At 52.7% G+C, this 19,610-nt stretch carries 11 protein-coding genes; 5 read left to right on the top strand and 6 right to left on the bottom strand.

Annotated elements, in window-relative coordinates:
• Window positions 1-72: 72 nt before the first annotated feature.
• Entirely contained in the window at window positions 73-2,580 is a 2,508-nt protein-coding gene (locus ACS5NO_RS06590) for an L-rhamnose mutarotase (RefSeq protein WP_439414388.1), read from the top strand.
• A gap of 3 nt (window positions 2,581-2,583) precedes the next feature.
• Window positions 2,584-3,645, top strand: coding sequence for a Gfo/Idh/MocA family protein (locus ACS5NO_RS06585; protein WP_439414387.1), 1,062 nt, complete (start codon window positions 2,584-2,586; stop codon window positions 3,643-3,645).
• Window positions 3,646-3,829: 184 nt separating this feature from the next.
• Here ACS5NO_RS06585 and ACS5NO_RS06580 read toward each other — a convergent pair whose 3' ends face one another.
• Window positions 3,830-4,354 carry a hypothetical protein gene (locus ACS5NO_RS06580; RefSeq protein ID WP_439414386.1) on the bottom strand — a complete coding sequence of 175 codons (525 nt, stop codon included), beginning with the start codon at window positions 4,352-4,354 and terminating at the stop codon, window positions 3,830-3,832.
• Window positions 4,355-4,432: 78 nt separating this feature from the next.
• Here ACS5NO_RS06580 and ACS5NO_RS06575 point away from each other — a divergent pair, with 78 nt between their 5' ends.
• Both ACS5NO_RS06575 and ACS5NO_RS06570 read left to right on the top strand, forming a co-directional pair.
• Entirely contained in the window at window positions 4,433-6,010 is a 1,578-nt protein-coding gene (locus tag ACS5NO_RS06575; protein ID WP_439414385.1) for a sodium:solute symporter family transporter, read from the top strand.
• An 18-nt stretch (window positions 6,011-6,028) separates the two neighbouring features.
• Complete coding sequence (locus ACS5NO_RS06570) at window positions 6,029-8,869, top strand: glycoside hydrolase family 95 protein (protein WP_439414384.1); 2,841 nt, start codon at window positions 6,029-6,031, stop codon at window positions 8,867-8,869.
• A gap of 226 nt (window positions 8,870-9,095) precedes the next feature.
• On the opposite strand, the gene ACS5NO_RS06565 is transcribed toward ACS5NO_RS06570, so the two are convergent.
• From ACS5NO_RS06565 to ACS5NO_RS06550, 4 genes are all read right to left on the bottom strand, one after another.
• Window positions 9,096-10,658, bottom strand: a complete 1,563-nt coding sequence (locus tag ACS5NO_RS06565) for a glycoside hydrolase family 28 protein (protein ID WP_439414383.1) — start codon at window positions 10,656-10,658, stop codon at window positions 9,096-9,098.
• A 73-nt stretch (window positions 10,659-10,731) separates the two neighbouring features.
• Window positions 10,732-12,507, bottom strand: coding sequence for a RagB/SusD family nutrient uptake outer membrane protein (locus ACS5NO_RS06560; RefSeq protein ID WP_439414382.1), 1,776 nt, complete (start codon window positions 12,505-12,507; stop codon window positions 10,732-10,734).
• Between the two features lie 11 nt (window positions 12,508-12,518).
• Window positions 12,519-15,734, bottom strand: a complete 3,216-nt coding sequence (locus ACS5NO_RS06555) for a SusC/RagA family TonB-linked outer membrane protein (RefSeq protein WP_439414381.1) — start codon at window positions 15,732-15,734, stop codon at window positions 12,519-12,521.
• A gap of 61 nt (window positions 15,735-15,795) precedes the next feature.
• The gene (locus tag ACS5NO_RS06550) at window positions 15,796-16,476 is read right to left on the bottom strand and encodes a DUF3826 domain-containing protein (RefSeq protein WP_439414380.1); all 681 of its coding nucleotides are present in this window, start codon (window positions 16,474-16,476) and stop codon (window positions 15,796-15,798) included.
• A gap of 460 nt (window positions 16,477-16,936) precedes the next feature.
• On the opposite strand from ACS5NO_RS06550, the gene ACS5NO_RS06545 reads away from it, so the two are divergent.
• Window positions 16,937-17,839 carry an AraC family transcriptional regulator gene (locus ACS5NO_RS06545; protein WP_114405647.1) on the top strand — a complete coding sequence of 301 codons (903 nt, stop codon included), beginning with the start codon at window positions 16,937-16,939 and terminating at the stop codon, window positions 17,837-17,839.
• A 139-nt stretch (window positions 17,840-17,978) separates the two neighbouring features.
• On the opposite strand, the gene ACS5NO_RS06540 is transcribed toward ACS5NO_RS06545, so the two are convergent.
• Window positions 17,979-19,529 carry an MGH1-like glycoside hydrolase domain-containing protein gene (locus tag ACS5NO_RS06540; protein WP_439414379.1) on the bottom strand — a complete coding sequence of 517 codons (1,551 nt, stop codon included), beginning with the start codon at window positions 19,527-19,529 and terminating at the stop codon, window positions 17,979-17,981.
• Between the last annotated feature and the right edge of the window lie 81 nt (window positions 19,530-19,610).

Below are 19,610 nucleotides of genomic sequence, written 5' to 3'. Positions count from 1 at the left end.
AAAGGGGACTTCAAGCATCTGGATGTTTCGGCGTCCAAGTCCCCTTTAGGGGATTTAGGGGCAATTGGCTTTATGAAACGACTCATAAACCTATTCATCCTCTCCCTGCTACCAAACCTCACTTTCGCGCAGCAAGCCGAAATCTGGGTGTCGCCGGACGGATCGGACTTGAATGCGGGAACGAACGAAAAACCGGTAGCCAGTTTGCAACTGGCGCTTCGGAAGGTGCGGGAGTTGCGTCGGTTATCGGACCCGAGCGTAGCAAATGGCGCGCATATTTATTTGAAAAATGGCGTTTATGCGTTAAACGAGCCGGTTTTTATTCGCCCGGAGGATTCGGGGACGCCAGCGAGTCCGACGGTGATTGAAGCGGCTCCGAATGCGAAGCCGGTTTTGAGCGGAGGGATTTCGATAAGCGGTTGGCAGAAGTTGAAGAATAGCGTTGCCGGTTTGCCGAAAGAAGCCATTGGAAAAGTCTGGGTGGCCGATGCGCCGAAAGTCGGTGGGCGGCTGGCTGAATTCCGGCAATTATGGGTGAACGGCGAAAAAGCGACCCGCGCCAAAGATACGCCGTATCCGCTGATGAACCGGATTCTGTCGTGGAACAAAACCGAGCAAACCTGCTGGATTCCGGCCCCAAAGTTTGGTGATTTATCAAAAGTCGCCGGTCTGGAAATGCTGATTCACCAGTGGTGGGCGATTGCCAATCTACGCGTAAAACACATTGATGTACAGGGCGATAGTGCCAAACTAGCCTTTCACCAGCCCGAAAGCCGCATTCAATCGGAACATCCCTGGCCCGCACCCTGGATTTCGAAAGAAACCGGCAACTCGGCATTTTACCTGACCAACGCCGTTCAGTTCCTGAATCAACCCGGCGAGTGGTTTCTGGATACCAAAGCCGAAAAAATCTACTACCTCCCCCGCCCGACCGAAAATCTGGCCACGGCACAGGTCATCGCGCCATCGCTCGAAACGCTGGTACGAATGATCGGAACCGCCGACAGCCCGGTTTCAAACGTCCTGTTCAAGGAGATTTCGTTCCAGCATACGGGTTGGCTCCGCCCGTCGCAGCAGGGTCACGTGCCGCACCAGGCCGGGTTGTTTATGCTCGATGCCTACAAACTGAAAATACCGGGGACGCCCGACAAAAAAACACTCGAAAATCAGGCGTGGGTCGGTCGTCCGGCTGCGGCTGTGGAGGTGTCGTTTGCCCGGCAGACTGGTTTTGCAAACTGCCGGTTTGAGCATCTGGCGGCTACCGGGCTGGATTACCACAAAGGCGGGCGTGACAATGTGATCCGGGGCAATCTGTTCAAAGACATCGGCGGAACGGGCATTCTGGCAGGTGTTTTTGCCGACGAAGGCACCGAAATTCATTTACCCTACAACCCCGCCGATGAACGCGAAGTTTGCACGAACCTGCTCATTACCAACAACCTGATCACCAACGTCACGAACGAAGACTGGGGATGTGTAGGCATCGGGGCGGGCTACGTTCGGGGCATCCGAATCGAGCACAACGAAATCAGCGAAGTATCGTACAGCGGCATCAGCCTGGGTTGGGGCTGGACGCCAACGATCAACGCGATGCGGAATAATGCGGTGGTTGCGAACAAGATTCACCATTTTGCCAAGCACCTGTATGATGCGGCCGCCATTTATACCCTGTCGGCGCAACCGGGTTCGGTGATCACCGAAAATAACATCGACAGTGTGTACAAAGCGCCCTACGCGCACCTCCCGCATCACTGGTTTTACCTCTATACCGACGAAGGCTCGTCGTATTTCACGATCAAAAACAACTGGACGCCGTCCGAAAAATTTCTGCAAAATGCCAACGGGCCGAACAACGTCTGGGAACACAACGGGCCGCAAGTTTCGGACAGCATTCGAACGAAAGCCGGAATTCAAAAACCGTATCAGTATCTACTCAACTACAAAGTCCAGCCCGACGCCAAATGGTTGATTGACAGAGAAATGCCAGTCATTGTCGAGGTGATCAGCAACGAAAACGAACCCGTCGATGCGCAACGTCTGAGGGAGATTTTGATTCGGACGAAAATCCGGCCGGACGCGCTGTATCAATGGCAAAACCGCTCCGCCATTTTTGACAAAGTGCAGGATGTTTCGGTGTTGACCGGACGGCTCAAGTCGGCATTTCCAACGGCGACGATCAAGACCTACTACGAGCTGGTCTACGAGTTCAACCGAACCCGTTGCGATGCCGGCCCGACGGCTGGCGAGTGGGATCATACGATTCTGACGGCCAATCTGGTGGCCGATGAAAACCTTCAGAAGGAATACATCGCCGACCATGCCACGCAGTTTGAGAAGTGGCCGGAAGTGGCGAAAGGCTTCTGTAACGCCGGTTTTCAGCAACTGCTGGTGTTTAAAAACGGGCGGCAACTGATGCTGGTCATCAGCATTCCCAAAGGCGAAAGTCTCGACAAACTCAACCCCAAAACCACCGAAAACAACCCGCGCGTCGATGCCTGGAACGTCCGCATGAAACGCTATCAGGAAGGCATTCCCGGCACAAAACCGGGCGAAGTCTGGGTCAATTTTCAGAAACCGTAAACCATGCTACGATTAGGAATTTTAGGATTAGGCGAAGGACGCAGCACCATGTCGGCGGCTTTATCGAGCCCGAACTACGAACTGGTAAACGTCTGCGATCAGAAACTGGAACTGTGCCAGCAACGGGCCAAAGAATTTGATTTTCAGCACTATACGACCAACTATCAGGATTTACTCGACGATCCGACGATTGACGTCATCGCGATTTACACGCCCGATAAGTTCCACGCCGAACACACCAAACAGGCACTCCTGCACGGCAAGCACGTGGTCTGCACCAAACCGTTCATCGATGATTTGTCGAAAGCCAAAGAGTTGATCGACCTCAGTGAGCAAACCGGCAAAAAAGTGTTCGTTGGGCAAAGTTCCCGGTTTTTCGAACCGATGAAAAAGCAGCGGGCGGATTTTGAAGCGGGTTTGATCGGCGAATTAATCACCATCGAAGGCTATTACCACGCCGACCACCGCTGGTTTCTGGCCAAAGGCTGGTCGCTCGAAAATACCTTCAAATGGCTGTATGGCGGTCTCAGCCATCCGGTCGATTTCATCCGCTGGTATTTGCCCGACATTGAGGAAGTGATGGGCTACGGTATGCTCAGTGCCAACGGGCGGAAAGGCGGTTTGAAAAACGACGACACCATGCACTTCATTTTCAAAGCCACCGACGGACGCATCGCCCGCGTCAGCGGGGCCTACACCGGACCCGTTCAACCCGTTGTTCGTGATTCCGAAATGAGTTGCATTCTGCGCGGTACGGAAGGCTGTAGTCAGGCCGACTACATGGATTTGCGCTACGCGATCACGACCAACACCGGCGACGAAATCGTGCAGACCTGGGAACACAAGCTGAAACACTATTTCCGGTTTGAGGGCAAAAGCCACCACGCGGGTGAGTACCAGAATTACCTCGATTATTTCGCGACCTGCCTCGAATCCGGGCAAACGGCCTATCCCGACATCCGCGAAGGCATCGGCACGGTGTCCCTGCTTCAGGCCATGGACAAATCGTTGCAAACCGGAAAACCGGTGAAAATACGGGACATTTTGAGCGAATATGGGTTGTAGGTCTGCTATTTAGGCAGTTTGTCTACCCGTGTTTTTAAGCTGTAACACTCGTTTTTTTCGCTTGGCATTTCGAGTCTTAATCTGTTGCATGATTTCCCGAAATTCCACAAGTTCCTGCTCCGTCCACGGTTCAGACTTGGTTGACAGATCAATATCTATTGGTTCTTTTATCAGTCCCATCGTCTTAACTTTTAAAATAGTGTGCAATAAGTCTCAAGGCTGCGCTAGTTTCTATGAACATTCGTAATCCACGAAAATGAGTAGCCAGAAGCGATTCCTGATAGTGTTTGATTAAAGCGGACTTCGCATCAAAAGCAATAAAGCCTTCATAGCCTTTGTCAACTGAAACTTTACAGGCATAAGCAACGAGATTTCCCGGAACCCCAAAATAAACTTTGTTTTTCCCTTTATTGAATTTGGAACTCTCAATCAAATGCATAAAAACATGGTCTTGCTTGTCTTCAATACTAACAAGCCCCTGAATGATGGTAGGATTATTTACGGTCGTTAGTTTATAAACTTCTTTAGCCTTATCCCTAAGCTCTTTATGCCAATTAAAAAGCCAGTCAGCCCGCTTAATCTGTCTTGTATCCTTGTCAGTCAGCCTACTAATTTCTGTATCGAAAACCTCGCCAGTCAGGGTGTTTTCAATCGAATTTGTTAGTCTGTCTATTTCAAAATCAAGGCCTGATCTGCGTTGCTTTTTCACTTATACGAATTTAAGAATTCCAAAGGTCTTTTCAAATGTATTGGTACCGTTTGGACTTTCCTAACATCTTTCCTCCCCATGACCTCCCTCATCGACCGCCTGACCGTCCTGGATTATTGCATCGTTTTGGCCTACCTAACTATTCTGGCGGTGATTGGGTACCGCGCCAGTGTGCCGAAAAACAAAGGCGAAGACGAGACGCTGTTTCTGGCGAACAAATCGCTGGGCTGGGCCAGTATTGGCTTCAACATGTGGGGGACCAACGTGGGGCCTTCGATGCTGCTGGCGTTTGCAAGCATCGGCTACAGCACGGGCATTGTCGCCATCAATTTCGATTGGTACGCCTTTGTGTTTTTATTCCTGCTCGCCATCGTTTTTGCCCCGAAGTACCTGGGCGCCAACGTCTCGACCATGCCCGAGTTTATGGGGAAACGCTACGGCGAATCGACGCAGACCATTCTGGCGTGGTATGCCCTGATCAAAATCCTGATTTCGTGGCTATCGCTGGGCCTGTTCGCGGGCGGTTTTCTGGTGCGGCAGATTCTGGGCATTCCCATGGTGCAGTCGGTTACAGTGCTGGTGCTGTTTGCGGGACTTTTCGCCTATTCGGGTGGCCTGAAAGCCATTGCCCGCGTGAATGTCTTCCAGATGCTTCTGCTCATTGGCGTGTCGTTGACGCTCACGATTCTCGGCGTCAACAAAGTCGGCGGACTCGCTGCGGTTTTTCAGAAAGCACCCGCTTCGTACTGGAGTTTGATTCACCCAGCCAGCGATCCGAGCTATCCCTGGCCCGCTATTTTGCTGGGGTATCCGGTGGCCGCCATCGCCTTTTTCTGCACCGATCAGGCGATGGTGCAATCGGTGTTGGGAGCCAAAAATCTGGAGCAGGGGCAGTTGGGTGTCAACTTCATCGGCTGGCTCAAAATCCTCTCCTTACCGCTGTTTATTCTGCCCGGCATTCTCTGTTTCATTCTGTTTCCGAACCTGAAAGACCCCGCCGAAGCCTACATGACGATGGTTACACACCTGTTCCCGCCCGGCCTGAACGGGCTGGTGATTGTGGTGCTGATTGCGGTTCTGGTCGGCACGATTGGCTCGTCGCTCAATTCGCTGAGTACGGTTTTCACGATGGATGTATACCGCAAGAAAATCAATCCTGACGCCAGTACGGAGCAATTGATCAAAGTCGGGCGGCTGACCGTGGTGGTGGGTTGCGGTTTTGCCGTGCTGATGGCCCTGGCGATTGACAGCATCAAGGGGCTGAATCTGTTCGACGTGTTTCAGTCGGTGCTGGGGTTTATTGCCCCGCCCCTGTCGGTGGTTTTTCTGCTAACGGTTTTCTGGAAACGCACCACGCGCACCGCCGTTAACGCCATTTTATCCGTGGGTTCGGCGTTCAGTCTGGGCGTTGGTGTTCTGTATTTGTGGGTGTTACCGCCCGACCAATACCCTTTCTGGCCCCACTATTTGTTGGTTTCCTTTTCTATTTTTGCGGTATTACTGCTCACAGCCACTCTGATTTCAATATTCGATAAAAATCCGTCCATCTACGTACCCCTTGCGTCCGAGATCCGCATCAAACCGACCCGACGCGTCTGGATTGCCTGGATTTCGCTGATGATCACGATGGGGATTCTGTATCTTGCTTTTCACTAGCGGTCAACCGTTCCTGTTATGAAAAAAACCGCCTTCTTATTCCTTTTAGCCACTTGTTTTTCACGAACAACCCAGGCTCAACAATCTAGTCCACAACCGCTTACGCTCTGGTATAAACAACCCGCCAGTCAGTGGGTGGAAGCGCTGCCCATCGGTAACGGGCGATTGGGTGGCATGGTGTTCGGGGGCGTTCAAACGGACCACATTCAGTTCAACGAAGAAACGCTCTGGACCGGCGAACCGCGTGAGTACCAGCGCGAAGGCGCGGCTCAGTACTTGCCCCAAATTCGCCAGCTACTCGCTGTCGGCAAACAGGCCGAAGCCGAAAAACTGGCGCAGGAACAGTTCATGGGGCGGCAAAGCAACGAATCGGATTATACGCCGAAGAAAACCGCCTGGTTTGCGGGTGTCCGCAAGCTGGAGAAATCAAATCCGGCAGCGGTTTCGTTCGATGACCGTTCCTGGAAAACCATGTCCGTTCCCACTCCGGAAGGCTGGGAACGGGCCGGACTGGAGGGCCTGGATGGCGCGGTCTGGTTTCGTACCTCGTTCGATTTGCCCGACGCCTGGGCGGGTAAGGACGTGATTCTGGATCTGGGCCGCATCCGTGATCAGGATTTTACGTATTTGAACGGCGAACTGGTCGGTTCCGACGAAGGCATTGCCAGAAACCGGCGGTATACAATTCCGGCGGCAAAACTGCGGGCGGGGAAAAATCATCTGGCGATTCAGGTCATCAACTGGTTCGACAAAGGCGGTTTTATTGGGGTCAAAACCGCTCAGCCCACGTTTGTCGTTTACCCCGAAGGTTCGCAACCGGCCGACGGTGTTGCCCTTTCCAGACCATTCAAATACTGGGTTCAGGATGACGCGCCCCCGGCATCACCCCGCTATCAGGCCGATTATCAACCCTTTGGCGACCTGTGGCTCCATTTTAAAGGCTCAGAAAAACCGGTCAACTACCGCCGGGAACTGGATCTAAAAACCGCTCTCTCCCGCGTTACCTATTCGTCCAACGGCGTAACGTTTACCCGTGAATACCTCGCCAGCGCCCCCGATCAGATCATTGCCATTCAGTTGACCGCCAGCCAGCCGGGGAAAATCAGTTTTGAAGCCGCGCTAACCAGTCCGCACAAAGGCGCATCGGTTCGCAGGATGGATAACCAGACCCTTGCGTTGTCGGTTCAGGTGCAAAATGGGGCTTTGCAAGGCGAAAGTCGATTGCATATCCGGACGCAAAAAGGTCAAATCACCGTTTCGAATGGAAGAATCGTCATTTCGGGGGCCGACGAAGCCACGCTGTTCCTGACGGCGGGGACTAACTTCAAGAACTTCAAAGATGTTTCCGGCGACCCGGCCACACTAAGCCAGAAACCGCTGCAAACCGCCCGCGCCAAGTCATTCTCCGCGCTGAAAACCGCTCATATCCAGGACTACCAATCCTATTTCAACACCCTCTCACTGGATCTGGGTCACACCGCCAATGAACAACTCCCGACCGACGAACGATTGCAACGCTTCGAGAAAGCCGCCGATCCGGCGCTGATCGCGCTTTACGTACAATACGGGCGGTATTTGCTGATTTCAAGTTCGAGACCTGGAACGCGGCCGGCCAATTTGCAGGGCATCTGGAACGATTTGCTCACCCCGCCCTGGGGCAGCAAATACACGACAAACATCAACTTCGAGATGAACTACTGGCCCGCCGAAATGCTGAACCTGTCGGCCTGCCACGAACCGATGTTTGCGGCCATTGACGAGCTGGTGGAATCGGGTCGCAAAACCGCCAAAGCACACTACAACGCCCGGGGCTGGGTGCTCCACCACAACACCGACCTCTGGCGCGGAACGGCCCCCATCAATGCGTCGAACCACGGCATCTGGGTGAGCGGTGGGGCCTGGGTGTCGCGGCATCTCTGGGAACATTACCGCTACACGCAGGACCGGGATTTTCTGCAAAACCGGGCTTATCCGATCTTAAAAGAAGCGGCTCAGTTTTTTGTCGATTTCCTCGTCAAAGACCCCAAAACCGGCTGGCTCATCAGCACACCTTCCAACTCGCCCGAACACCTCGGCCTGGTGGCCGGGCCGACGATGGACCACCAGATTATCCGGGATTTGTTCAAAAACTGCATTGCCGCCAGCGAAGTTCTCGGCACCGATGCCGCGTTCCGCGACACGCTCAGAACCCTATATGGCCAGATTGCGCCCAACCAGATTGGCAAACGGGGCCAGTTGCAGGAATGGCTGCCGGACATCGACGACCCGAACGACCACCACCGGCACGTGTCGCACCTCTGGGGCGTTCACCCCGGCACCGACATCACCTGGGACGAAACGCCCGAGCTGATGAAAGCCGCCCGGCAGTCGCTGCTGGAACGGGGCGACGAAGGAACGGGCTGGAGTCTGGCCTGGAAAGTCAATTTCTGGGCGCGGTTCCGCGATGGCAACCACGCCTATTCCATGCTCAAACTGCTGTTTCGCCCCGCCATTTCGCCCGAAGGGATTACGGGTGGCGGCTCCTACCCCAACCTGTTCGACGCGCATCCGCCGTTTCAGATCGACGGAAATTTTGGGGGTGCCAGCGGCATTGGCGAAATGATCCTGCAAAGTCAGGGTAAAACGATCGATCTGCTCCCGGCCCTGCCGTCTGAATTACCAACGGGTCATATTAACGGGATTTGTGCCCACGGCGGTTTTGTGCTGAACATCCGCTGGCAAAATGGGCAACTGAGCGGGGTTGAGGTGATGTCGAAAGCCGGACAGCCCTGTGTGCTTCGATATGGCGATAAACAGGTGCAATTGACCACCGAAAAAGGGAAAACGTATCGGCTGAATGGCGAGTTGAAGATAATTTGAAACAAAAAAATCAGACGATTGAAAAAATAGCCCCGGATTTTAATCCGGGAAAACGGGAAAACATCCTAAAATTGGTGAGAACCGTTTCAACGGTTTCAGGATGCCAAAACCGTTGAAACAGTTTGTGAAAATTGGAAAATTGCTTTGAACCCACGGTTTCAACCGTGGGCTGCTATTTTCATTCTATCCTTGTTTTCTTCCACGATAAATGTTCGGAAAAACCGGTTTAATCAATCTTCAAACTCTCCGGTTTTCCTTCCTTCAACACCGGCGTTTTCACATGCCGGAAGTTGTTGCCGCTGACGGTGATGTCCCGGTTTTGTGTACCGGTCAATTTCAGAAACACCTCGGCACCCGCTTTCGGGAAGCAGCTATGGACGAAAGCATCTTCCACATTGATCAGTTCCACCACCGGCGTACCGGGATGCGGATTAGCGGTTTTTAGCCCATCCAGTTCAAGCGTTTTTACCTTCTCGGCAATCATTGCGGAGCCACTCTTCGTGCTGACGGAGACGTTATGAAATTCGATATTGCGGGCTTCCCTGATCAAAAAACCGGTTTCTGATGTCACATTGAGATCGGTAAACGTAATGTTGTCGATCGGCATTTCTTCCAGGCCACTCAGATACCCCGCCTGTTTGGCTTCGGCGGTGATGTTACTGAAATGGATGTTTCGAAAAGCGGGTGTCCGTTCGGAAACGGGTTCCGGTTGCGTTTTGGCGTAGTGCATGTCGAGAACGATGGCCTGCTCCCGAATGTTCTTCATGATGACGTTATCGACGCGGATTTCTTCGACTACACCCCCGCGTCCCCTGGCGGTTTTGATGCGAATGCCGCGATCCGTACCGTCGAAAATGCAGTTGGAAATGCTGATTTTGCGAACACCTCCTGACATTTCGCTGCCGATGACCACACCCCCGTGTCCGGAGAGCATGGTGCAATTTGTAATGGTGTAGTTTTCGGCTGGCACATTCATTTTCCGGCCGGCCCGGTCCTTCCCTGACTTGATGGTGATGCAGTCGTCGCCCACGCTGATGTGGCAGTTGGAAATGTGTACGTACCGGCAGGATTCGGGGTTGATGCCGTCGGTATTGGGTGAAGGCGGGTTGGTAATCGTGACTCCGGTGACCGTCACGTTTTCGCAAAACTCGGGGTTAACGGTCCAGAACGGTGAATTCCGAATGGTAATGCCTTCGATCAGTACATTTTTGCAGTGCATGGGCTGAATGAACGGGGGCCGCAGAAAACCGCGTTCCACCCAACCCGGCAAGTCGGGACGCAGAATGTCTTTGTTCAGTCGATGAAATTCGTCCTGCCATTTCGACCCCGGCGAGGTTTTCACCGTCACTTCCGAATACTTCCACCATTTTTTGCCGTGTCCGTCGATAAGCCCCCGCCCCCGGATGGCAATATTCTCGGCTTTATAGGCGTAGAAAAGCGGGGAGAAATTGGTCACATCCGTCCCTTCCCAACGTGAAGAAACCATCGGCAGGTAGTCATCGAAATTGTCGCTGAAATGGAGTTCGGCCCCGGCATCGATCAAAATGGTGATGTTGCTTTTGAGATGAATCGGACCTGTTTTGTATTTGCCGGGCGGGAAATAAATCGTCCCTCCTCCCCCTTTCACCGCCGTATCGATGGCTTTCTTAATGGCCGTTGTCGCGAGTTGGCTGCTGTCATTTTTCGCGCCGTAGGCCATCACATTGTGGTAAATTCCTGACTCAGCCAACGTACCGATGGCGGTGAAAACCGTCAGACAAATGCTTAGGAACAGGCGTTTTTTTCTCATTGAAATTTCATCAAACTCATTTTCCTGCTTTACGATCACCGCCGACTGGGGCTTCGGCCCCGGTCGGCGGTTGTTACTTCAACGGATCAAACGCCCCGCCCCAGGTGGTGTTCTGAATCAGTTTGGGGTTGTTGTCGATGGCCGACTGTGGAATGGCGAAGAAGTAATATGCCGGTTTCCAGTTGATGGCATATTTCGTATCCAACGGCTTGAATTCCAGCGTGAAATAGTTCGTATAGGCCAGGTCCAGGTTGATGTTGTCGCGGGTAGTGGCAAAATCCGCCGGAACGCCCGTCGTTTTCAGGCTGATCGTCACGCCCGTCCTCCGGGTTCCGTTCAGGGTTTTCTCGATCAGTTTCCAGCGACGCAAATCCCAGAACCGCTTGCCTTCAAAAGCAAACTCGATCTGCCGTTCGTCCAGAATCGCACTGAACAACTCGGCCCGGGTCATGTTGGCTTTCAACCCGTATAAACCGTCGGTACCGGCTTCGATCCCCGCCCGTTTCCGGATGGCTATCAACTTCGTATAGGCTTCGTCCAGTTTATTAATACCAACGGCACTTTCGGCCAGATTCAGCAACACCTCCGCAAACCGGATTTCGATCCAGTCGGTGCCCGAAAACTGCACGTCGCCAATCGCCGGGGTGGGGTTGACGGCTTTCCGGGTGTAAAAACCGGTGTTTGTTGCTTTCGGCTCCACGGTTTTTCCGCCCGCAAAATACGTCCAGAGCTTGTACGAATTGTTGCCGTTCAGGGGCCAGTTGACCCCGTTGTAAGCAATGGTTTTGTTGAACCGCGGGTCCCTGTTTTTGTAGAACAACTGATCCGTATACGTATATTTCGTCGATTCACCCGGTTTTTTGCCGTCCAGCATCGGGAAGGCTTTTACCATCTCCCACGACGGCTGGTTAGATCCGCCACTCGTGCCAGTGTAGGACGGGCGCGTCGCGTTGTCATAGCCATTGTTCTTGCGAGTCTGGTCGCCCGTAGACGTATTGAAACCCGTCACAAATACCGCTTCGGGGTTGTTGACTTCCTGAAACCACAACTGATCGAACGACGCGTGCAGGCCGTAGCCGTTGGCCGTCAGCAGATCAAATGCCTGTTTGTTGGCGTCATACGCCGTCTGCCATTTCGCCACCGCATCGCCCGGATTGAACTGCGGGCTGGCGGCCGTCAGCAACACGCGCCCCTTCAGAGCTGCTGCTGTTCCTTTCGTAATGCGGCCCCAGTCGGCCGACGAACTCCAGCGCCCCGGCACCGATGCGATGGTAGAATCCAGGTCTTTCACAATGGACGCAAAGGATTCGGTCGTGCTATTGCGGGGTAAAAACGCTTTGTCCCGGGCTTCGACGCCCACAGCCGCCAGGGGCGTCAGCACCAGCGGAACACCGCCGTACAACCGCACCAGGTCGAAATACCGCCAGGCCCGGAAAAATTGCGCCTGCGCCCGGAGTTTGTTTTTTGTGTATTGCGGCAAACTTCCGGCGTTGACATCGCTCAGAAACATGTTGATGACCCGGATTTTGCCATAGTTGTTGCTTGCACTCAGCGCCGTTCCAAAATCCCCCACTTCATTGATAAGCAGCGAGCCTTCCAGCAGTTTGCTTTCGCCAAACGACTCATCCGACAGGGTCGTAACGCTCGGATTCCCCGGCCCCAGGGTCGCAATACCGGTGGGTAAATTCTGGTCATAGACGAAATCGAGGTTCATCTGGGTGAGCGTCGAATCGTTGAAGATCAACGCCCCGCTGGTCGAACCCAGGTCGGTTTTATCGAGCACCTCCATGCAACTGGTCAGCACCAGCGACGAACAGCATACGGCAACAATTTTAGGAATGAGTTTCATGGTGTCGAAGGTTACAAGCCAAGATTAAGACCGAGTGAGAAAGAGCGCAGCACCGGATAGGCGTCGTAATTGCCCGCATACGTTTTGTAATCGAACGGATTGTACAGATTGAGCGGGTTGGTCGCCACCAGATAGACCCGGACATTGCTCAGACCCAGCCGACTGGTAAAACCGGTCGGCAAGCCATACGAAATATTGACGTTACGCACCGAAACCTGCGTGGAACTCCGGAACCAGAAGTCGGACTCAACGTTGTAATTATCCCGATAATAGGGACTTGGATAGGCGGCATTCGGATTTTCAGGCGTCCAGTGGTTTGCCCAGAACTGCGGACGGTTGGCGGTGGGCGTGGCCTGCGAACGGGCCGACGATTCGACCGAACTCTGGCCGCCAAACGAGCCGCTGATGACAGCCGCCACCGACAGCCCTTTGTACGAAGTGCTGAAATTGAACCCGAAACCGTAGTGGTTATTGGCTTTTTTCGTCAGAAACTGCATGTCGGCATCGGTGATTTTTCCATCGGGTGCCGTGAACTGCCCCGACGCATCTTTGGGGCCACGCACATCTTCGTAATACAACATCCCCGGTCTGGGAACTGCGCCGAAAATGGTATAGCCCGGGTATTTTTCCAAATGCGAGTCCACATCCTGCTGGGTTCGGAACATCCCCAGGTATTTATAGCCCTTGAAGCCCATGTCCGACGACTTGCCGAGGGGATCTTCGAAGGTGCCAATTTTGCCTTTATCGACATCGATTTTGATCTGTTTATTATCGCTCCAGGTGAAAAAACCATTGACTTTATAGGACCAGTCGCTGCCAATTTTATCACTCCAGCCCAGTGAAATCTCCGTCCCGAAACCGTCGACGGTCGCGTAGTTTTCAGACGGCAACGTGGCCCCGACCAATAGCGGAACTGACGAGGTCAGCGACGTCAGCATGTTATAGCGGTGGTCGTAGAACGCATCCAGACCGAGCGACAGGCGGTTTTTCAGGAACTGCGCATCGATCCCGATGTTGTATTTCGTGTTATCGTCCCAACGCGCCATGCGGTTGGCCATCGCGTTGTTGGGTGATACGATCAGCGGACGGTCGGCATTCCCGCCAAAAACCGCCCCTTTTCCCGTCTGGATGGCGTAGCTGGTCAGCCAGTTATATGGTTTGGTGGCATCTCCGCCCAGAAAACCCAGCGAGCCGCGCAGTTTCAGAAAATCGACCCAGCGAACGCCATTTCGAAAGAAAGGCTCCTCCGAAATCACCCAGCCTGCCGAGAACGACGGGAAAAGTCCCCAGCGGTATTCGGGCGCAAACTTGGTGGAAGCATCGTACCGGATGGCGGTTTCAAACAGGTATTTATTGGCGTAATTGTAGTTGATCCGACCGGCGTAGGACAGAAAACCGACTTCCGACTGCGTTTCTGTCGTGGTCTGTGTGCCGGTGGCGTAGCGCATGTTGTCCAGCCCGCCGATGATGACGCCCTCGGCCATGGCCGCAATGTTGTCGGCGTGGGTTTCCGACTGCTCGAAGAAGGCAATGGCCGACACCTGGTGTTTCCCGAATTGCCGGTCGTAATTCAGATACCCGTTGAGCTGGTAGGTATCCGTATAACCGGGATTGGCCCGCACACGGTCGCCGTTGTTCAGCGTAACGATTTTGAGGACATCACCCCCGTAAATGTGCTTGTGGTCGCCCAGCATCGAGAAGTTGTAGACATTGTATTTTGTTCCGTATTGCTTTCCGAAGCTGTTATCGACGGTTCGGCTATACAGCACCCGAGCCTTCAGCCCGGGTACAAACGGAATGGAATAATCTAGGTTGGCAGTAATGTTCAGGCCGCTGCTGCGGGTTTGGGTATAATTGTTGGATTTCTGAATCTCGAAAAAGTGAAAAGCGCCAAAATCGTTGGAACCGCCATTCGACAGCAAAACCGGCAGGCCGTTCACATACGGCGGAGCAAACTGGGGCGTATACAACAGGCTGCGCATGTCGTTTTCCGCGTTTTCGCCCCCCTGTTTCAGGTAATACATTTTCTTGTCCGACAGATCCCCGCTCAACGACAGAGCGGCTTTCAGGTTTTTCGTCACCTGCATGTCCGCGCTGGCCCGGAACGTCCACTTGCCCGAGTTGATGTTGTCGAAATTGGCATTCTGGGCGTTGTAGGAAGCCCCCGCGAAATACGTCGCTTTCTCGTTGCCACCACTCACGTTCAGGGCGTGGCGCTGAACGGTCGACGGTTTCCAGGCCTGCCGCAGCCAGTCGGTGTTGTTGCTTTTGAAATGCGCCAGTTCGTCGGGCGTATAAATGAGCGGGTCGGTCGGGAGTCGGCCGGCGGCATAATTGACGTCGTTCAGGTAGGTCGCGTGCTCAAACCCATTCATCATGGTTGGCAGTTGGGCATCCGAAATACCGGTCGAACCGCTGTAACTGAATTTGGGCGTTCCGGCTTTTCCGCGCTTCGTCGACACCACCACCACGCCCTGATTGGACCGAGCCCCGTAAATGGCGGCAGCCGCGTCTTTCAGCACCGAAATGGCCTCCACCTCCGACACATCCAGGGCGTTGAAATCATCTTCCGAGCGCACCACGTTGTCGATGACATACAAGGGCCGCAGCGTTCCGCCGTCTTTTGATAAAACGATGGGATTCCGAACGGTAATCTGCGCATTTTCACCCGGTCGGCTGGTTCCACCCGAAACGCCAACGCCCGGCAATTGGCCCACCAGCGCGGCCGACAAACTGTTAACGGGCAGATCCTGAACGCTTTTCATATCGATGGTGGCAACGGCTCCCGTCAGACTGACCTTCTTCTGAACGCCGTAGCCCACCACCACAACTTCGCTCAATGCAGCCGCGTCTTCTTCCAGTTGCACCGCAAACGTCGTGCGTCCTCTGACCGGAACTTCCTGGGTTTTGAAACCGATGTAACTGAAAATTAATGTTTCGTCGCCCTTCGGCAGATTCAGCCGAAACGTTCCTTTGATGTCCGAAACCGTACCGGTTTTGGTGCCTTTGATCAGAACGTTCACGCCCGGCAGCGGTTCGCCTTTGGCATCTTTCACAACACCCGTAATGTTTTCCAGGGGAGACGCCGGTTTAAAAGCCGCCAGCGCAACCTTCCCGCCGGTGTTTGCGGCATAGCAAACCGCATCAGAGAGCCATCCCAGCGTCAGTACGCAGAGCAACCTGCCGGTGCGCAGGAGGATTGTTTTCGTTCGTAAAACCGATGTCATAGGGTTGAAAGGATGGGAAGGTGCAGAGAACCTCCCGGTTGGTTGGAAAGGATTGACTTGGTTACTGTTTCCGGGCCTTTTCGGCCTCGCTCGCAATGCGTTCTTCCCAGGCTTTGCCCGCCTGTTTCAGGTCGATTCCGGCCGCCGACAGGTAGTTGTTGATCCGCCCTTTGTATTTGCCAAACATGGCGTGTTTCTCTTTCGAGGTTCCTTCATCCATCGCCCGCTCCCGGGCTTCGGTCAACCAGGCCAGAATTTGCTTTTTCTGCGCTTCCGTTAAATCAGGCAGCATAGCCTGATATCCTTTGAAAGTTATCGGCAGGACACTGTACGTCATACCGTCTTTTACCTGATCGATTTGCTGGCTGTTTAAATCAGCGGCTAAACGGGTCAGAAATTCCGTGTGCAGTATTTTTAATTCGCCGGTTATTTCACCTTCCAGCTCTTCTTTTTCGGCAAGTTTAGTCGCTGTCGGTGCCGTTTCAATCCGATTTTTTATCGCTTCTTTCCGCCGTTCATGAATGGTGTTCAGATCCCGGTATTGCTGCGCGATATGCTCCCGAACCCGGAGCGATTTTGCAGGTTCGCTCAGGTCCAGCGTGGCCACAATCTTCGCAGCCCGGTCGATAACGACCCGGTTATACGCGGTGTCGGAATTGGCCGTTGCCGAGGATTGTCCCAACGCCGAAAAAGCGCCAATTAGCACAATCAGGCCACTGAAAAGAAAGGTTTTTGGTGTCATGGTAGTCGGAAATTAACAACGCAACAGGATGATTACGGACTCGGATTCGCTGATTCTCGTCTGGTTGGCTTGTGCCTGCGATTTTCTTCATAACCAGGCGCTAAAAGAAGACTAAATCAGGATTTTACAATACTATTCTACAACTGATTACAAAAATATAGTACATTTCAGGGGCATAGCTGCATTTTTTTGCCAAATTATTATAGGAAGTTATCATCGAATAAATATAAACAATTGGAGTTATTTCGTTTATTTTTGTATATCGGTTACCGAAACCCACGAAGTGAAAACAAAATGAGCCGGAAATGAACGGTGTGGCCTGAACGGTTTCCATCCTGCTCCGGTGGGATAACAGACCCGCGCCAATTCAGTAGATCAGCCGGGATTGTTCTTTATAAAGAAGAGGGGTCAGCTTACCGACCTGTTCCGAATTCAGTAGACTCGTTAGTACGCGATACGTATGAAGCCATTATTTCGAAAAGTGACGGATAAGCTGGAAAACTCCTACATTGTCCGGCACGATATTCTGCCGCATTTCAAGAACATCTGGCACTATCATCCCGAGCTTGAACTGCATTATATTATTAAAGGAGAAGGGGTACGGTTTATTGGCGACAAAATCGCTAACTTTTCGCCGGGAGAGATTGTATTAGTGGGCGAAAACTTGCCGCATACCTGGCGAAGTGGGAAAGAATATTACAGCAACGACCCGGATTTAACCATCGAAGTTATTGTCATCCAGTTTCTGCCCGATTGCCTGGGCGATGATCTTTTAAAACTACCGGAAGCGTATTTAATTCCCCGGCTGTTCGAAAAAGCAAAAAGTGGTATGGTCATCACCGGTCAGGCCAATGCCAGACTCGCGAACCTGATGCACCGGGCGCTCGACGCCACCAATCTCGACAAAATCATCATCCTGCTCTCCATCCTGCAAACCCTCGCGGAAACGGAAGAATATGAGCTGATTGTCAATGGCCGGGCGGTTTTTTACCAATCCGACGAAACCGATACCCAGCGGCTGAATACGGTTTGCAACTACACGCTCGCGAACTACAAAAAGGAGATTTCGCTGGAAGAAATTTCGGCCATCAGCAACCTGAGCGTGACCTCGTTCTGCCGGTATTTTAAACTGATGACCAACAAAACCTACTACGATTTTCTGATCGAGATCCGGATCAGCCACGCCTGTCGGGCGTTGATCGAAGGCAAAACCCTCACCGAAGTGATCTGCTTCGACTGCGGTTTTAACAACGTATCGAATTTTTACCGCCACTTCAAAAAAGTCACCGGCGTCACCCCTCTGGAATACAAACGCCAGTATCTCAACAAGTCGAAATCGCTGCTGAGCAAGGCGACTGTTTGAAAAATTAAATTGGAATATCGAAGTGTTGCCCCTAAATCCCCTAAAGGGGACTTGGACGCGAATCTTCCGGATGCAAAAAGTCCCCTTTAGGGGATTTAGGGGCAACACTTCGTTATTCGATATTCGATATTTTCCAAGATTAAAACTTCCCTCTCACCAGCCCTACTTTTCCCGCCCGGATCACTTCCTTTCCATTCGCAAACACCCGAAATCCTTTGCCTTTTCCGTAGCGTTTTCCGGTTTTGTCGTACAAAATCGTCAGGATTTTTCCGTGGTATTTTACATTATCCAGACAAAACCAGTCCCAGTGGTCGGGAATCAGCGGATAAATTTCCAGCACATCATCAGCGCGCGGTTTCAGCCCGACCAGGTCGCTGATGATCAGATCCGCGAACCCGGAGTGGTTATAAAATTTGCTGCGGGGATTATCGCCTTTCAGCCATTCACCGGTTTTTTCATCCTGGTATTCACCCAGATAAATGGTTCCGTTCATGGTGTGCGACCGGGCGTATTTCTGCAACTCATCGTAAAAAACCGCCTTCGTCATGCGCCCCTGATTTTTGTATTTCGTCAGTAGATTCGACAACCCTTTCAGCGTTTGCGTCGTGGCAAATGGCCAGACGGGGCCATCCCATTCACAACCGTGGCCGGAACCGTGGGTTCGGAAAAGCGGGTGGCGACGTTCCGCCGTGGTCAACCCCCAGGGTGCTGAAAAACCGGTCGTGTCGGTCAACTGGTCCCACTGCCGGGCATATGTCGGGCTGTCGTCGGGCAGGTCAAAATACCAGGGAATGAAACCGATGGCTTCACGGGCGTTGGCAAAACTACCTTTGGGGGATTTCACTTCAAAAAACCGATCCTCCGCGTTCCAGAGACTATCCAGGGTCAGTTTTTTCAGCGACGCGGCCAGTTGCCGGTAGCGGTTTTGGAGCGTATCGTTGTGGACCAGAGCCGCCAGGTCGGCCAAGGCTTTGGCATTGCCATACATGTAACTGTTGATGGTCGGACGCCGGTTTTTATCTTTCCGCGAGCCACTGATCGATTCTTCCATGGCGTCCCGGACGTCAAACTGCCAGAACAAACCGCTGGCTAACTGCTTCTCCTGTTGCCACTTGCGGTAATCTTCATCCAGCGCCAGCAGGTTCTTTTGAATAAAGGGTTTATCCAGATTGACCAGATAGCGGTTGTAAACGGCGTCATCGACCCAGCTACTGAACGCGTGAAACCGGGGGGCGGTGTGTTTCGGATCGACGTAGAGCCAGAACGAAATGTAGTCATCGATGTACTGTGGATCATGCAGCCAGCGCCCCTCGTAAATGTGATGGCCCAACGCGCTGCTGATGGCGTTGTATTTGCCGGCGTGGTTCATTTTCGTGATGAACTCGGTAAAAATATAGCCTTCCGGCGTTTGCTTTAGGTGTTTCCGAAACGACCACCAGCGATAATAATACACAGTTTGAAGCGTCGAATCCGGGCAGTCAAAAAGCGGAATGTTCCGGGAAAGCCAGTCGAACGACTGCGCATTCGGAACGTGGTTTTTAACCGCTTCGTCATCGATGGAATTAAAGAAAGTTACGTAGTTTTTCAACTTCTCCGTCGACAGTATTTTTGCCGATTGAGCCAGACAAACCGTAGTCTGCAACAACCCGATCAACCACACCACGCCAACCGTTTTTCTGTATTGTATCATTCGCCGTTTTATGCCCGTTGCTTCACAAATATAGTCTGTAAATTTGCTCGGTATCTGTACCATTTTCTCCCATAATTATAC

The organism is Larkinella fluvii, assembly GCF_051857545.1.
Classification (GTDB): Bacteria; Bacteroidota; Bacteroidia; order Cytophagales; family Spirosomataceae; genus Larkinella.
This window is presented reverse-complemented; position numbering and strand designations above follow the sequence as displayed.

What these genes read in the sequence shown, in the direction of transcription:
- ACS5NO_RS06585 (WP_439414387.1), top strand. Translation starts at nt 2,584, where the DNA reads ATGCTACGATTAGGAATTTTAGGATTAGGCGAAGGACGCAGCACCATG.
- ACS5NO_RS06560 (WP_439414382.1), bottom strand. Translation starts at nt 12,507, where the DNA reads ATGAAACTCATTCCTAAAATTGTTGCCGTATGCTGTTCGTCGCTGGTG.
- ACS5NO_RS06570 (WP_439414384.1), top strand. Translation starts at nt 6,029, where the DNA reads ATGAAAAAAACCGCCTTCTTATTCCTTTTAGCCACTTGTTTTTCACGA.
- ACS5NO_RS06565 (WP_439414383.1), bottom strand. Translation starts at nt 10,658, where the DNA reads ATGAGAAAAAAACGCCTGTTCCTAAGCATTTGTCTGACGGTTTTCACC.
- ACS5NO_RS06550 (WP_439414380.1), bottom strand. Translation starts at nt 16,476, where the DNA reads ATGACACCAAAAACCTTTCTTTTCAGTGGCCTGATTGTGCTAATTGGC.
- ACS5NO_RS06555 (WP_439414381.1), bottom strand. Translation starts at nt 15,734, where the DNA reads ATGACATCGGTTTTACGAACGAAAACAATCCTCCTGCGCACCGGCAGG.
- ACS5NO_RS06545 (WP_114405647.1), top strand. Translation starts at nt 16,937, where the DNA reads ATGAAGCCATTATTTCGAAAAGTGACGGATAAGCTGGAAAACTCCTAC.
- ACS5NO_RS06540 (WP_439414379.1), bottom strand. Translation starts at nt 19,529, where the DNA reads ATGATACAATACAGAAAAACGGTTGGCGTGGTGTGGTTGATCGGGTTG.
- ACS5NO_RS06575 (WP_439414385.1), top strand. Translation starts at nt 4,433, where the DNA reads ATGACCTCCCTCATCGACCGCCTGACCGTCCTGGATTATTGCATCGTT.
- ACS5NO_RS06590 (WP_439414388.1), top strand. Translation starts at nt 73, where the DNA reads ATGAAACGACTCATAAACCTATTCATCCTCTCCCTGCTACCAAACCTC.